At 64.8% G+C, this 14,089-nt stretch carries 15 protein-coding genes; 10 read left to right on the forward strand and 5 right to left on the reverse strand.

Annotation, left to right across the window (positions count from 1 at the left end; all coding sequences use genetic code 11):
• The 3 genes from rnhA to ispH form a co-directional block, all read right to left on the reverse strand.
• The coding region (gene rnhA, locus Q0L48_RS04380) for a ribonuclease HI (protein WP_296717704.1) at positions 1-456 on the reverse strand (456 nt) is incomplete at its 3' end.
• A gap of 29 nt (positions 457-485) precedes the next feature.
• Complete coding sequence (locus Q0L48_RS04385; RefSeq protein ID WP_296717707.1) at positions 486-1,466, reverse strand: homoserine kinase; 981 nt, start codon at positions 1,464-1,466, stop codon at positions 486-488.
• Between the two features lie 27 nt (positions 1,467-1,493).
• Positions 1,494-2,486 (reverse strand): 4-hydroxy-3-methylbut-2-enyl diphosphate reductase, encoded by a 993-nt coding sequence (gene ispH / locus Q0L48_RS04390; RefSeq protein ID WP_296717710.1) that lies wholly within the window; start codon positions 2,484-2,486, stop codon positions 1,494-1,496.
• A gap of 90 nt (positions 2,487-2,576) precedes the next feature.
• Between ispH and Q0L48_RS04395 the strand changes: the two genes are divergently transcribed.
• From Q0L48_RS04395 to tatC, 9 genes are all read left to right on the forward strand, one after another.
• Complete coding sequence (locus Q0L48_RS04395; RefSeq protein WP_296717713.1) at positions 2,577-3,227, forward strand: hypothetical protein; 651 nt, start codon at positions 2,577-2,579, stop codon at positions 3,225-3,227.
• Positions 3,228-3,477: 250 nt separating this feature from the next.
• Complete coding sequence (gene argS, locus Q0L48_RS04400; RefSeq protein WP_296717716.1) at positions 3,478-5,226, forward strand: arginine--tRNA ligase; 1,749 nt, start codon at positions 3,478-3,480, stop codon at positions 5,224-5,226.
• A 30-nt stretch (positions 5,227-5,256) separates the two neighbouring features.
• Entirely contained in the window at positions 5,257-5,934 is a 678-nt protein-coding gene (locus Q0L48_RS04405; protein WP_296717918.1) for an SPOR domain-containing protein, read from the forward strand.
• Between the two features lie 80 nt (positions 5,935-6,014).
• The gene (gene nagZ, locus Q0L48_RS04410) at positions 6,015-7,037 is read left to right on the forward strand and encodes a beta-N-acetylhexosaminidase (protein ID WP_296717719.1); all 1,023 of its coding nucleotides are present in this window, start codon (positions 6,015-6,017) and stop codon (positions 7,035-7,037) included.
• A gap of 32 nt (positions 7,038-7,069) precedes the next feature.
• Positions 7,070-7,837: a ScpA family protein gene (locus Q0L48_RS04415; RefSeq protein ID WP_296717919.1), complete on the forward strand. Its 768-nt coding sequence runs from the start codon at positions 7,070-7,072 to the stop codon at positions 7,835-7,837.
• Positions 7,834-8,478 (forward strand): SMC-Scp complex subunit ScpB, encoded by a 645-nt coding sequence (gene scpB, locus Q0L48_RS04420; RefSeq protein ID WP_296717721.1) that lies wholly within the window; start codon positions 7,834-7,836, stop codon positions 8,476-8,478. The genes Q0L48_RS04415 and scpB overlap by 4 nt, the downstream gene beginning before the upstream one ends.
• A 96-nt stretch (positions 8,479-8,574) precedes the next feature.
• The gene (gene tatA, locus Q0L48_RS04425) at positions 8,575-8,811 is read left to right on the forward strand and encodes a twin-arginine translocase TatA/TatE family subunit (RefSeq protein ID WP_296717724.1); all 237 of its coding nucleotides are present in this window, start codon (positions 8,575-8,577) and stop codon (positions 8,809-8,811) included.
• A gap of 35 nt (positions 8,812-8,846) precedes the next feature.
• Positions 8,847-9,227 (forward strand): Sec-independent protein translocase protein TatB, encoded by a 381-nt coding sequence (tatB, locus tag Q0L48_RS04430; protein WP_296717726.1) that lies wholly within the window; start codon positions 8,847-8,849, stop codon positions 9,225-9,227.
• On the forward strand, positions 9,214-10,023 hold the full coding sequence (gene tatC, locus Q0L48_RS04435) for a twin-arginine translocase subunit TatC (protein WP_296717728.1): 810 nt from the start codon (positions 9,214-9,216) through the stop codon (positions 10,021-10,023). Before tatB ends, tatC begins: the two co-directional genes overlap by 14 nt.
• Here tatC and Q0L48_RS04440 read toward each other — a convergent pair whose 3' ends face one another.
• Positions 10,024-11,679 (reverse strand): amidohydrolase, encoded by a 1,656-nt coding sequence (locus Q0L48_RS04440; RefSeq protein WP_296717731.1) that lies wholly within the window; start codon positions 11,677-11,679, stop codon positions 10,024-10,026.
• Positions 11,679-12,587: an NAD(P)-dependent oxidoreductase gene (locus Q0L48_RS04445; protein WP_296717734.1), complete on the reverse strand. Its 909-nt coding sequence runs from the start codon at positions 12,585-12,587 to the stop codon at positions 11,679-11,681. The genes Q0L48_RS04440 and Q0L48_RS04445 overlap by 1 nt, the downstream gene beginning before the upstream one ends.
• 109 nt (positions 12,588-12,696) lie before the next feature.
• On the opposite strand from Q0L48_RS04445, the gene Q0L48_RS04450 reads away from it, so the two are divergent.
• Positions 12,697-13,959 (forward strand): threonine ammonia-lyase, encoded by a 1,263-nt coding sequence (locus Q0L48_RS04450; protein ID WP_296717738.1) that lies wholly within the window; start codon positions 12,697-12,699, stop codon positions 13,957-13,959.
• Positions 13,960-14,089: the final 130 nt, after the last annotated feature.

Below are 14,089 nucleotides of genomic sequence, written 5' to 3' on the forward strand. Positions count from 1 at the left end.
GGGGGGGGGGGTTTTTCCCCCCGCCGCGATCCGATCCGCCGCCGCGCTCGCCAGCGCGTCGGCGCGTTCATTTTCCGGATGGCCATTATGGCCCCGCACCCAGTGCCAACTGACATGGTGCGGGCGTGCGGCCTCGATCAGGTCATGCCATAGATCGGCATTGCGCACCGGTTTCTTGCTGGCGTTGACCCAGCCATTGCGCTGCCAGCCGTGAATCCACTTGCTCATTCCGTCGAGCACATATTTGCTGTCGGAATACAGATCGACCTTGCACGATTCGATAAGCGCGTTCAGCCCCTTGATCGCCGCCATCAGTTCCATGCGATTATTGGTCGTGTCCGGCTCTCCGCCCGAAAGTTCCTTTTCGTGGCCGCCCATGCGCAAAATCGCGCCCCAGCCGCCGGGGCCGGGATTGCCCTTGCAGGCGCCGTCAGTGTAGATTTCGACCTGTTTCATGACTCATGCTCTAGGGACGAAGCGGTGCATCAGGCAAGCAGCCCGGCACCGATCCGATCGTAAAACTGCCAGCGTTCCACGAATTGCATCGGGTCCTTGCGCGTCACCAGCGCATCTTCGGGCGTATCGAGCCAGTCTTCCGCGCGGCTGGCGACGAACCGCAGGCACACGCCCTTCGCCAACGCAGGCAGCAATGCCCGCTCCTCCGGTTCGAGCGGCCTGACGCTTTCATAGCCTGCGATCAGCGCGCTGCCGAGCTGCGGCAGGTAGGCGTTTGCGCCGTCGAAACACCACGCCGCATGCGTGACCGCCAGATCGAGCGCCATCGGCCCGGTGCAGGCGAAGTAGAAATCGATCAGGCCGGTGACCTTGTCCCCCAGCATCAGCACATTATCGGGAAACAGATCGGTGTGTGTCTGCGATTGCGGCAGCGCCGATAGATCGAGCGCGGCGGCAGCGTGGGCGGCGTCCAGCATGGCGGGCAGGGCAGCGTCGATGGTCGCCAGCCGGTCTGCCCCGCACGCATCAAGGATCGCGGCGCTCGCGGCGAAATCCATTGCGTTGGCGCGGGTGCGGGGAAAATCGAGCGCTGCCAGATGCAGCCGCGCCAGCACCTCGCCCACCGCGCGCGCCTGTGCGGGGGTGGGGCGGGTGGGCGATACGCCGGGGAGGAATTCGATCAGCGCCGCCGCCTTGCCCTCGACCATCCGGTAGGATGCGCCGCCCCGGTCATGCATGGTGCGCGGGACCGGGGAGCCCTTGCTTGCCAGATGATCGAGCAGATCGAGGAAATAGGGCAGATCGGCGTAATCGATCCGCCGTTCGTAAAGGGTCAGGATAAACCGTGCGCCGCCAGTCCCTTTGGCGCCATCCGCGCCGGTCGTTTCGACCATCCAGTTGGAATTGGACACACCTTCGGCAATGCCCTTGGCCGATACCAGTTCGCCCACGTCATAATGCGCGATCAGCCGGGCAAGATCCTCCGCCCCGAGATGGGTGTAAACAGCCACGCCCGTTGAGCCCCCGCGCGCCTGTGGTTACTCGGTCAGCAATCGCGGCAGCTTGAACACCATCTTTTCTTCCGCAGCGGTGATGGTCTTCTCGTGAATCGGGCGATACCCGGCCAGCGCCGCCACCACTTCGCGGACGAGGATCTCCGGGGCCGATGCACCCGCCGTCAGGCCCAGCGTCTCGACCCCTTCGAGCCACGCGAAATCGATCTCGTCCGCGCGCTGGATCAGCTTGGACGGCGTGCCCAGCCGTTCGGCCACCTCGACCAGCCGCAGTGCGTTGGACGAATTGGGCGAACCGATCACCAGCACCAGATCGCAATCCTGCGCCAGTTCCTTGACCGCCGCCTGCCGGTTCGACGTGGCATAGCAGATGTCCTCGGCACGCGGGCCGGAGATGTTGGGATAACGCCATTCGAGCGCGTGGATCACTTCGCGGGTGTCATCGACCGACAAGGTGGTCTGCGTAAGATAAGCCAGTTCCTCGTCCGTATCGAACGGCAGCTTGTCGACATCCTCGATCGTTTCCACCAGCGTCATCTGACCGGGCGCGACCTGACCCATGGTGCCGATCACCTCGGGATGGCCTTCGTGGCCGATGAAGATGATGTGGCGGCCTTTCTCGATCTGGCGTTCGGCCTGACGGTGAACCTTCGACACCAGCGGGCAGGTGGCATCGACATATAACAGCTTGCGGCGCTTCGCCTCCGCCGGAACGGCCTTGGGTACGCCGTGCGCGCTGAACACCACCGGCGCATCGTCAGGCACCTCGTCCAGCTCCTCGACAAACACCGCGCCTTTGGCCTTCAACCCTTCGACGACATATTTGTTGTGGACGATCTCGTGCCGGACATAGACTGGCGCGCCATAGCGTTCGAGCGCCTTTTCGACGATCTCGATCGCGCGGTCGACCCCGGCACAAAAGCCGCGCGGCGCAGCGATCAGCAGGTTGAGGGGAGGCCGGCCTGCGACAGAATCGTCGCCAGCTACAGTCGTGGTTGCGGGAAAGGGCGCGTTCATGTCTCCCCCTCTAGCGCTTTGCGGCGCGTCTCGCTAGGGCATGCGTGCGCATTGGCGCAGATGGATCCGGTTTTCTAGGACAGCTCTTCAATGATGTTTCGCACCCGTGCCATTCCTGTTCTTGCTGCCCTGGCAGCGCTGGCTGGCTGTTCGAAGGAAGGCGAGCTGGTGCTCGATCAGGGGGTCGGCATCGCATCGGTGCTGACCATATGCCCGGCAGTCGGCATTCCCGACTACACCGGCGATGTCACCACGTTCCGTTCGGAAGACGATCGCAGCACCGCCAGTCTGGATGTCAGCGCAGCGATAACCAATCTGCGGGCGACCTGTAACGATACCGCCGCGCAGGTTTACAGCGAAGCGGCGTTCGAGGTTCATGCCCGGCGCACCGACACGCGCGGCAGCCGCACTGTGACCTTGCCCTATTTCGTGACTGTCCTGCGCGGCGGCAATGCGGTGGTCAGCAAGCGGGTGGGCGAGGTCATGCTGACCTTCGCCGAAGGGCAGGAGCGTGCCGTGGCCACCGCCAAGGCCGGCTCGTTCATCAACCGCGCCGATGCCGCGCTGCCGGACGATATCCGCGAGAAGATCACCCGCCGACGACGTGCGGGCGAAGTCGATGCCGCCCTCGATCCGCTGGCCGATCCCGAGGTAAAAGCCGCGATTGCGCGCACCCGCTTCGAAATGCTGGTCGGTTTCCAGCTGAGCGAGGATCAGCTGGCGTATAACGTCAGGCGTTAGTTTTTCGGCACGCCGTCCGGTGTGCGAAATCCTCGCTCATGCGACCTGCTCGCTCATGCGACCTGAAGGTCGCGTCGCTGCGGGCGGCCGGTCGGCCTTGCGACGCCCTCGGCGCCGGGTCAGCGCGATGCGCCATCTTGCTGTACCAGTTTGCTTGAGGTGTTTCCTTCTTCGCCGTCCCGGGGTTGACCCGGGACCCCGCTTGCTTCTTTGCATCCGCGGTATTCCGCGCCATCCGCACGAGAACCCGATGACCGAAACCAAGACCCTGTATGCCGCCTATGCGGCGCTGATCGAAACCGTGCTGACCGATCTGGTGGCAGATGGCGTGCTGCCTGCCGGCACGTCCTTTGCCAACGTTACGCTGGAGCCGCCGCGCGATGCATCGCATGGCGATCTGTCGACCAACGCGGCGATGGTGCTGGTCAAGGGCGCGGGCATGAACCCGCGCGCACTGGCAGAGGCGGTCACAGCAAAGCTTGCAGCCTTTCCGGCGATCACCAGTGCCGACATCGCCGGACCCGGCTTCATCAACCTGCGCCTCGCGCCCGATGCATGGCTGACCGAACTGCAGGCGATCGCCGCAATGGGCGCGGATTATGGCCGCTCGCAGATGGGCGCGGGGCGGCGGGTGAATATCGAATATGTCTCGGCCAATCCGACCGGGCCTATGCACATGGGCCATTGCCGCGGCGCGGTGGTGGGCGATGCGCTTGCCTCGCTGCTCGAATGGGCCGGGCACCGCGTGACCCGCGAATATTACATCAACGACGCAGGCGGTCAGGTCGATACACTCGCGCGTTCGGTGCACCTGCGTTACCGCGAAGCGTTGGGCGAAGACATTGGCGCAATCCCAGAAGGACTCTATCCCGGCGATTACCTCAAGCCCGTCGGCAGCGCATTGGCTGAAACCTTCGGCGACAAGTACCAATCCGCGCCCGAGGCCGAATGGCTGCCCACGTTCCGCACAGAGGCCGTGGCGCGAATGATGGAGCTCATCAAATCCGATCTCGCGATGCTCGGCATTCACCACGATGTCTTCGCGTCCGAGGCCGAGCTGCAAGCGGCGGGCAAGCCCGAAGCCGCCGAGGCATGGCTGCGCGCGCACGATCTTGTTTATGACGGCGTGCTCGAAGCGCCCAAGGGCAAGGCTCCGCCCGAAGACTGGGAACCGATCGAGCTGCCGCTGTTCCGCTCGACCAGATTCGGCGACGATCAGGACCGCCCGATCAAGAAATCCTCCGGCGCGTGGACCTATTTCGGCGCCGATCTCGCCTATCACATGCAGAAGGCGGAAAGCTCTGACGAGTTGATCGACATCTGGGGCGCGGATCACGCGGGCACGGTCAAGCGGATCAAGGCCGCCGTCGCCGCGCTGTCCGAAGGCGAAGGCCGCCCGATCCCGTTCGACGTCAAGCTGGTGCAGATGGTGCAGCTGATGCGCGGCGGCGAACCGGCCAAGATGTCCAAACGCTCGGGCAATTTCATCACCATCGCCGACATGATCGACGAAGTGGGCAAGAACGTGGTGCGGTTCACCATGCTGACCCGCAAGCCCGAAGCGCAGATGGAATTCGATTTCGTCAAGGTGGTCGAAGCGTCGAAGGACAATCCGGTGTTCTACGTCCAATATGCCCATGCCCGGATCCGCTCGACCTTGCGCAAGGCGGCCGAGGCCGGGTTCGCGCCCGATGCGGCGGGGCTGGCTCAGTTGGGGGACGAGGAAATCGCTCTGATCCGCCGCGCCGCGCAGTTCCCGCGCGAAATCGAAGCGGCGGCTCGCGCCCGAGAACCGCACCGGATCGCCTTTTTCCTGTATGATCTGGCGTCCGATCTCCATTCATTCTGGAATCTTGGTAATGACCGTGTTGAAAAGCGGTTCATCGTGGAACAGGATGCGAGCTTGACGGGGGCTAGGCTTTTCCTTGGGCAGGCAATCGGGCAAGTGATCCGCAATGGTCTCGGCGTGCTCGGCGTCGAGGCGGTGGAATCCATGTGATGAATTGCCGGAAAGGCGCGGGGCTTGGCCATGATCGATGCCGAATACGAGGAATTGGACGTGGGCGACGGAGAGCTTGATCTGGCTGATACCGACAACCTCCCATGGCTCGAATCCGACGAGGATGACGAGGCCGCAGGCGGGCTCGATACCGGGCAGATACTCGGCTTTGCCGCGCTGATGATCCTGCTGCTGGCGGTGGTGGTCGGCGCAGTATGGTATGTATCGAACCGGGCAGCCGGCAGCGATGCGGTGGCGGACGGCAGCGTGATCGCCGCCCCCGAAGGCCCGATCAAGGAGCGGCCCGAAAATCCGGGCGGCAAGGAATTCGCAGGCACCGGCAATGTCGCGCCTGTGGTGGGCGAAGGCGGCCAGCGTGAAGCGGTGGTGGCTGCACCCGAAGCTCCGCCGCCTGCGCCCAAGCCGGCTCCCTCTGCCAGCCCCGCGACCAAGCCCGTCCCTGCTGCGGACATGTTAGGGGTCGGCGTTCAGCTTGCCGCCTATTCCACCCGCGCGCGCGCCGAGCAGGGCTGGAGCGACCTTTCGCGGCGCACCGACGCGCTATCCGGGGTGAAGCACCGCGTGGTGGAGGGCAAGGTCGATATCGGCACTGTCTACCGTCTGCAGGCGATAGCTGGCGATCGCACCGCCGCGAACGCGCTGTGTTCCGCGCTCAAGTCCGACGGGCTCGATTGTCAGGTCAAATAGCGCTTTTCCGGCCGCGTTTTCCCCCGTTCGGAATGGTTACGCAGCTTGCCTGAGTGCGGCTGGCCTGCGAACCTGCTTGCATGACCCCGGCGATATTCGGCTTGAGCGGCACGCAACTGACCGCGGAGGAACGCGCGTTCTTCCGCGAGGCCGATCCGGCGGGCTACATCCTGTTCGGCCGCAATTGCGACAATCCCGAGCAACTGCGCGCACTGACCGACGATCTGCGCTCCATCCAAGGGCGCGAGCGGTTGCTGGTGTCGATCGATCAGGAAGGCGGCCGCGTCGCCCGATTGCGTCCGCCGCATTGGGCGAATTATCCGGCAGGTGAGGCGTTCGCCCGGCTTTACGCCATTGCTCCTGCCAGCGCGATTGCCGCGGCGCGGGCCAATGCGACAGCGATGGCGCTCGAACTTTCGGCGATGGGGATCACAGTCGATTACCACCCCCCGCTCGATCTGCGGCTGCCCGGCGCGCATGACGTGATCGGCGACCGCGCGTTCGGGGCCGATCCGATGCAGGTGGCGGCGCTGGGGCGGGCTGTGCTTGACGGATTGGCGGCGGGCGGGGTTGCCGGTTGCATCAAGCATATGCCGGGCCACGGCCGCAGCGATGTCGACACGCACAAGGCGCTTCCCACCGTCACCGCTTCGGCCGAGGAACTGGAGGCCGATCTTGCTCCGTTTCGCTTGCTGAACCGCGCGCTGATCGGAATGACCGGGCATCTGGTGTTCACCGCATGGGATGCGGAAAACCCCGCCACCTTGTCGCCGACCGTCATCGCCGACATCATCCGCAGCGCGATCGGGTTCGATGGCCTGCTGCTGACCGACGATATCGACATGGAGGCGCTGGGCGGCACCATCCCCGAACGCGCCGCGCGCGCCCATGCTGCGGGATGCGACATCATTCTCAATTGCTGGGGAAAAATGGCCGACATGCAGGGCATCTGCAACGTTGTGCCGACAATGTCCGAGGTCACTGCCGCGCGGCTCGACCGGGCGCTGGCGGGCACGCGTATCGACCCCGCCATGGCACCTGAACAGGCCGAACTCCTCGCCACGCGCGATGCGCTGCTGGCGCTGACCGGAACCGCCGCATGAGCGCGGGCCTGCAAGGGGCAGATCAGCCCTTCATGTTCCCGCCCCCCGATCCGGCCAAACCGGATACGAGCGCACTCTATCTCGAACTCGATGGCTGGGAAGGCCCGCTCGACCTGCTGCTCGATCTCGCGCGGCGGCAAAAGGTCGATCTGCGCCAGATTTCCATCCTCGCGCTGGTCGATCAGTACCTGACCTATATCGAGCGCGCAGGCGAGATGCGGCTGGAACTGGCCGCCGATTACCTCGTGATGGCAGCCTGGCTCGCCTATCTCAAATCGGCGCTGCTGCTGCCCAAGGAAGAACAGGAAGACCCTTCGCCCGAGGAACTGGCGCTGCGCCTGCAATTGCGGCTGCAACGCCTTGGCGCAATGCGCGAGGCGGCGGCGCGGTTGATGGGGCGTGACCGGACCGGGCGCGATGTGTTCCTGCGCGGCGCGCCTGAGGGCCTGCGCACCGACCGCAAGACCGTTTGGCGCAGCGACATGTTCGCGCTGATCCAGGCCTATGGGCAGGTGAAGGCGCGCACGGCCCCGCGCATCTACCACGTCGCGAACCGCCCGGTGATGACACTGGACAGCGCGCTGGAGCGGGTTTCGGCAATGCTCGGCGTGACGCTCGAATGGATGGAAATCCGTGATTTCCTGCCGCCCCATGCATCCCCCGAACTCAAGCGTTCGGCGCTGGCATCCAGTTTTGTCGCGGCGCTGGAACTGGCGCGGCGGGGCCGGGCCGAACTCGATCAGGAAAGCGCGTTCGCTCCCTTGCGCATCCGCCGGTTGAAGGAGGGCGCGGCCTCATGACGGGGGCCGAGAGCGGGCGGGCGGAGCCCGGCACGCTCGAACGGGCGGTCGAGGCGACGCTGTTCGCTGCAGACGAGCCCATGACGGTGGAGGCGCTTTCGAGCCATCTCGGCGGGATCGAACCGGGCGAGGTTCGCGGCGCTCTGACCGCGCTGCAGTTGCAATATGCCGCGCGCGGCATCCATCTGGTCGAGCGCGGCAAGCGTTGGCATTTCGAGACCGCGCCCGATCTGGCGCATCTGCTGCGCCGCGAAAAGGAACAGGTGCGCAGGTTGAGCCGCGCTGCCACGGAAGTGCTCGCAATCATCGCCTATCACGAACCGGTCAGCCGGGCGGAAATCGAATCGATCCGCGGGGTGCAGACCAGTGCGGGCACGCTTGATGTGCTGATGGAGGCGGGATGGATTAAGCTGGCGGGCCGCCGCGAGGTGCCGGGACGGCCGGTGATTTATGCCACCACGCCCGAATTTCTCGATCATTTCGGGCTCGAATCGCGCCGCGATCTGCCCGGCATCGACGAATTGCGCGCTGCGGGCCTGCTCGATCCGGTCGACGAGGCGCTGGAAACCGCCATGCGCTTCGATCCGGATGAGCCTGAAAATCAAGAGGAAGACACCCACGAAGACGAAGAGGGCGCATAACCATGTGGTTCTTTCGCTTCGCACGCTGAAAGGCGGGTGGCATCTGCGCTGTCGAACTCCTATATCGGTAGGGCACACAAGTAAGAGAGATTTGCCATGGGTATCGGTTGGCCGCAGCTTCTCATCATCGCGCTCGTCATTCTCGTTCTGTTTGGCCGTGGCCGGATCGCGGACATGATGGGCGATTTCGGCAAGGGCATTTCCAGCTTCAAGAAGGGCATGACCGAGACCGACGAGCCCGCGCCCAAGGCCCGGATCGAGCCGCCGGCAGGTTCGCCTGCCCCGGCCGAAACGCCCGCGCCGGCCGAAAAGAACGACACCACCAGCGCCTGATCCAGGTCTGAAGGAGGCGCCACGGCCGCACCCCCATGTTCGACATCGGCGCTGCAGAACTGCTGGTCATCATTATCGTCGCGGTCATTGTGATCGGGCCGAAGGATTTTCCGCTCGCGATGCGGGTTGCCGGGCGCTGGATCGGCAAGGCGCGGCGCGTCTCGGCCCATTTCCGCAGCGGCATCGATTCGATGGTCCGCGAGGCGGAACTCGAGGACATGGAGAAAAAGTGGAAGGCGCAGAACGAGGAGATCATGCGCCGCTCCGCCGCCCTCACCACGGAAACCTCCGAAGCCGAAGCGGGCGCGCCGATGATGACGGGGCCGCCGCCGGTCGATTCGCTACCGGACGATCCTGCGCCTGCCGAAACCGGAAGCGCGACCCCGCCCAAAGGCAGCGACAATGTTCAAGGTTGACGACCTCGACGAGAGCCGCGCGCCGCTGCTCGACCATCTGATCGAACTGCGCACCCGCGTCATCCGCGCGCTGCTCGCGCTCGCGGTCGGGTTCGGCGTGTGCCTCTATTTTGCTGACGACATTCTCGGCCTATTGATCTGGCCGTTGAAACAGGCGTTCCCCGATGGCGAGGGGCAATTGATCTTCACCAAGCTGCCGGAAGTGTTCTTCGTCGAATTGAAGGTCGCGCTGTTTGCCGGTTTCATGGTCAGCTTTCCGGTGATCGCCAACCAGTTATGGGCGTTCGTTGCGCCCGGGTTGTACGCGCGCGAGAAGAAGGCGTTCCTGCCATTCCTGCTGGCGACACCGGTGCTGTTCGGTGCCGGGGCCGCGCTAGCCTATTTCGTGGTCATGCCGACGGCGTTCACATGGTTCCTCGGCTTTGGCGGAGAAGCCGGAGGATTGCAGGTGCAGGCACTGCCCAGCGCGGGCGAATATCTAAGCCTTGTGATGCAGTTCATTCTGGCCTTCGGGCTGACCTTCCTGCTGCCGGTGCTGCTGCTGCTGCTGCACCGCGCCGGAATCATCAGCCGCGCGCAGATGGCGGGCGCCCGGCGGTATGTGATCGTCGGGATTTTCGCGCTCGCCGCGATCGTCACACCGCCCGATCCGGGCTCGCAGGTCATCCTCGCAATTCCGCTGCTGCTGCTGTTCGAAATCTCGCTGGTGTTGATGCGGCTGCAGGAACGCAAGGTCGAGGCAGACCGCGCCGCGCGCGAGATCGAGGAAAAGGCCGAACGCGCTGCAGCGGAGTAATTACTCGCCGAGCACCTTCACCCCGCCGACCCAAACCTCGATCACCTTGGTCTGGCGGATATCGTCAGGCGAGGACAGCAGTGGGTCGCGGTCGACCAGCAGGAAGTCCGCCCGCTCACCGGGGATCAACCGGCCAAAGCGCCCTTCGGCAAACCCGGCAAAGGCCGCGTCCGAGGTGAACCCTGCGAGCGCCTGTTCCCGGCTGACAGTTTCCTGCGGGAACCAGCCGCCGAAGGGCTGGCCATCGGCATCGGTACGGCTGATCGCAGCGGCGAACCCGGCGAAGGGATCGGCAGGTTCCACCGGCGCGTCCGAACCGAAGGCGAGCCGCCCTCCCGCAGCCACGACGCTGCGCCACGGATAGGCACCGTCCAGCCGATCCGGCCCCAGCCGCGCTTCGGCCATTGTGCGGTCGGATGTCTGGTGCAGCGGCTGCACCGAAGCGATGATGCCATGCTGGCCGAGGCGCGGAATATCCGCTGGATCGACGATCTGCGCATGTTCGATCCGCCAGCGCCGGTCGCCGGTGTAGGTTTCGGAAAGCTCCTCGATCGCGCTGAGCACATCGGCATTCGCCGCATCGCCGATGGCGTGCACAGCGGTCTGGAAATTGCTCATGGCAGCGCGGCTCATCAGGTTGCGCAATTGTGCAGGCATGGTCAGGGCAAGGCCGCTGGTGCCCGGTTCATCGGCATAGGGTTCTTTCAGCGCAGCCCCGCGCGATCCCAGGGCGCCGTCGACATAGAGCTTGATCCCGTTCAGTCGCAGTCGGTCATCGTAGAGCCACGGCGTCGGGCCGGTCCCGCCGATCAGTTCCATGAGTTCCGGACTATCGGCATAGGCCATCACACGAATGCGCAGTTGGCCCAGATCGGCGGCGCGGCGATAGGCATGCCATTCATGGACGCTCATCGCCATGTCGCCGACGGCGGTGATGCCATTGGCGATCAGCTGTTCCTGCGCAAGCGCCAGCGCCCTGTCGTAATCCGATGGGCGCGGGTCTGGGACGCTCTGCCCAACCAATCCAATGGCGCTATCGACAAATATCCCGGTCAGATTGCCCGCTTCATCGCGGATGATCCGGCCCCCGGCCGGGGCTTTCGCGCCGGCAGTGACGCCTGCCTGTTCCATGGCGAGGCTGTTGGTCCAGGCAGCATGGCCATCAGCCCGGCGGAGCAGGACGGGGCGGTCAGAGACGACTTTGTCCAACTCGGCGGCGGTGGGGAAACGGCCAAGCCCCCATTTCTCCTGATTCCAGCCGCGACCGAGGATCCATGGGCGGCCCGGATTGTCAGTTGAAAACTGCGCGATTTTCTGGAGCGCTTCGTCAAGGCTGTTCGTGTCCGACAGATCGAGCGTCATCGCGGCAAAGCCGATTTGTCCCACGTGGACATGCGCGTCGATCATGCCGGGGATCATCACCCGGCCTTCGCCGTCGAGACGGTAATCGACCTGCGGGCGTTCGTCACCGCGTTCGAACACCTGCGTGACCTTGCCGTCATCATCGAAAACGATGCCCGTGAAGCGCAGCACGTCGCCGTCGCCATCAATCGTCACGCCATCGACATTGTCGACCAGCGTATCGGCCAGCGCAGGCGCAGTGAGGGCAAGCAGCGAGGTGGCGGCCAGCGCCCGAAACGTGAAACGGAGCATCATCATCCTTCCTTTAGAACACGGCGCGGCAGGCGGGTAATCAGTGCGCTGGTATCCTTGCGCCCGCCGCCCGCTGCCTGAACATCGGCATAGAATTGATCGACCAGTGCAGTCACCGGGGCACCAAGGCCCAGACGGCGCGCTTCGTCCAGCGCATAGCCCAGGTCCTTGCGCATCCAGTCGATCGCGAAGCCGAAATCGAACTCGCCCGCCGTCATCGTCTGCCAGCGATTATCCATCTGCCAGCTTTGCGCCGCGCCGCCGGAGATAGCCTCGTAGGTCTTGGCGAGATCCAGCCCGGCGGCTTCGGCCAGCCGCACCGCTTCGGACAGGCCCGCGAGCACGCCCGCGATGCACATCTGGTTGGCCATCTTGGCGCTCTGGCCTGCGCCCGCCGGGCCGACATGGACGATCGCCTTGGCATAAGATTGCATCACCGGCTCGACCCGGGCGAGATCGCTGGCGGTGCCGCCGCACATGATCGCCAGCTTGCCGTTCACCGCGCCAGCCTCGCCCCCGCTGACCGGCGCATCGACGAAACCGATGCCTCTGGCCGCGCAATCCTGCGCCAGCCGCCGCGCCATGTCGGCAGAGGTGGTGGTGTGATCGACCAGCAGCGCGCCCGCCGCCATCGCGCCCAGCACGCCGCTATCGCCATGCACGACCTGCGCAAGATCATCATCATTGCCGACGCAGGTGAACACGATGTCCGCGCCTTGCGCCGCGTCTGCCGGAGTGTCTGCGAACCGGACCGTCAGCCCTTCCGCCGCCCACGTCTCGCGCCATTTCCCGGCGCGCTGCGGCGAGCGGTTATAGGCGGCGACAGCATAGCCTGCGCGCGCAAGGTGACCCGCCATCGGGCCGCCCATCACGCCAAGGCCGATAAAAGCGATCTGTGGCTGCTTGTTCATGGCTGCGGTGCCTATCGCCTTCCTGCGCGCTTGCCAATTGTGCGCGCCAACGAAATCCGCGCGCTGGTGATTGCCCTTGCGTCAACAAGCCTCTAATCGCCGCCGCATCATGTCCACTCAACCTGCCTCGCTCAGCCCCAAAGGTGCCGCCGCTTGTCCGGCCGACCTGACCATCGAAGACGTCCGCGCCGCTGCCGTGCGGATTGCAGGCGCGGTGGTCGAAACCCCGATGATGCACTCGATTACGCTGTCGGAAATCACCGGGGCGGATATCTGGCTGAAGTTCGAGAACCTGCAATTCACCGCCGCCTACAAGGAGCGCGGCGCACTGAATGCGCTGTTGCTGCTGAATGACGAACAGCGCGCCCGCGGCGTGATTGCGGCTTCGGCCGGGAACCATTCGCAGGGCCTGTCCTATCATGGCACCCGTCTGGGCGTGCCTGTCACCATCGTCATGCCGCGCACCACGCCCACGGTGAAGGTGATGCAGACCGAAAGCGTCGGCGGCAAAGTGGTGCTGGAAGGCGAAACTTTCGACGAAGCCTATGCCCACGCGCGCCTGCTTGAAGCCGAGCTCGGCCTTACCTTTGTCCACCCGTTCGATGATCCCGATGTCGCGGCGGGGGCGGGCACGGTCGCGCTGGAAATGCTCGACGTGAAGCCCGATCTCGATTGCATCGTCACGCCGATCGGCGGGGGCGGGCTGATTTCCGGCATGGCAACTGTCGCCAAGGCGCTCAATCCGGAGATCGAGGTGGTCGGCGTGCAGGCCGGGCTGTTCCCCAGCATGTTCGACCGGATCAAGGGCGAAAGCCACGATTGCGGCGGGGACACGCTGGCGGAAGGTATCGCGGTGAAGCAGCCGGGCGATTTCACCGCGCAGGTGATCGCCGAGCGGGTCGACGATATCCTGCTGGTGGACGAGCCCGCGCTGGAAAAGGCGGTTGCGCTGCTGCTGCAGATCGAAAAGACCGTGGTCGAAGGCGCAGGCGCGGCCGGGCTGGCGGCGGTGCTGAGCAATCCGGCGCGGTTTGCAGGCAAGACCATCGGTCTGGTGCTGTGCGGCGGGAACATCGACACGCGGCTGCTTGCCAACGTGCTGCTGCGCGATCTTGCCCGGCAGGGGCGGCTGGCGCGGCTGCGGATCACTTTGCAGGATCGCCCGGGCGCATTGTTCAAGGTGATGCGGCTGTTCGACGAACACAACGTCAACATCATCGAGATCTATCACCAGCGGATTTTCACCACGCTGCCGGCCAAGGGCCTGATTACCGACATCGAATGCGAAGCGCGCGACGCCGATCAGGTCGATCGTCTGGTCGAAGGGCTGCGTGCCAAGGGCTATGTGGTGCAGATGGTCGAGCTCGGCTGAACGCCGCCACGCGCCGCTGCATTTGCCCCATTCCGGGGCCTCATCATGCGATGGTATGTGCATTCAGCGACATTATTCGCGTAGATTCATGGTTAAGGGACTTTAAAGGCGCGGCACCAGCGGGCATAAC

The organism is Erythrobacter sp. (assembly GCF_024305245.1).
Lineage (GTDB): Bacteria > Pseudomonadota > Alphaproteobacteria > Sphingomonadales > Sphingomonadaceae > Erythrobacter.

Coding starts and splice junctions, on each gene's coding strand:
- tatA (WP_296717724.1), top strand. CDS start 8,575: ATGGGTATCGGTTGGCCGCAGCTTCTCATCATCGCGCTCGTCATTCTC.
- Q0L48_RS04415 (WP_296717919.1), top strand. CDS start 7,070: ATGTTCCCGCCCCCCGATCCGGCCAAACCGGATACGAGCGCACTCTAT.
- Q0L48_RS04395 (WP_296717713.1), top strand. CDS start 2,577: ATGATGTTTCGCACCCGTGCCATTCCTGTTCTTGCTGCCCTGGCAGCG.
- Q0L48_RS04445 (WP_296717734.1), bottom strand. CDS start 12,587: ATGAACAAGCAGCCACAGATCGCTTTTATCGGCCTTGGCGTGATGGGC.
- ispH (WP_296717710.1), bottom strand. CDS start 2,486: ATGAACGCGCCCTTTCCCGCAACCACGACTGTAGCTGGCGACGATTCT.
- scpB (WP_296717721.1), top strand. CDS start 7,834: ATGACGGGGGCCGAGAGCGGGCGGGCGGAGCCCGGCACGCTCGAACGG.
- Q0L48_RS04440 (WP_296717731.1), bottom strand. CDS start 11,679: ATGATGCTCCGTTTCACGTTTCGGGCGCTGGCCGCCACCTCGCTGCTT.
- tatC (WP_296717728.1), top strand. CDS start 9,214: ATGTTCAAGGTTGACGACCTCGACGAGAGCCGCGCGCCGCTGCTCGAC.
- argS (WP_296717716.1), top strand. CDS start 3,478: ATGACCGAAACCAAGACCCTGTATGCCGCCTATGCGGCGCTGATCGAA.
- Q0L48_RS04405 (WP_296717918.1), top strand. CDS start 5,257: ATGATCGATGCCGAATACGAGGAATTGGACGTGGGCGACGGAGAGCTT.
- tatB (WP_296717726.1), top strand. CDS start 8,847: ATGTTCGACATCGGCGCTGCAGAACTGCTGGTCATCATTATCGTCGCG.
- Q0L48_RS04450 (WP_296717738.1), top strand. CDS start 12,697: ATGTCCACTCAACCTGCCTCGCTCAGCCCCAAAGGTGCCGCCGCTTGT.
- nagZ (WP_296717719.1), top strand. CDS start 6,015: ATGACCCCGGCGATATTCGGCTTGAGCGGCACGCAACTGACCGCGGAG.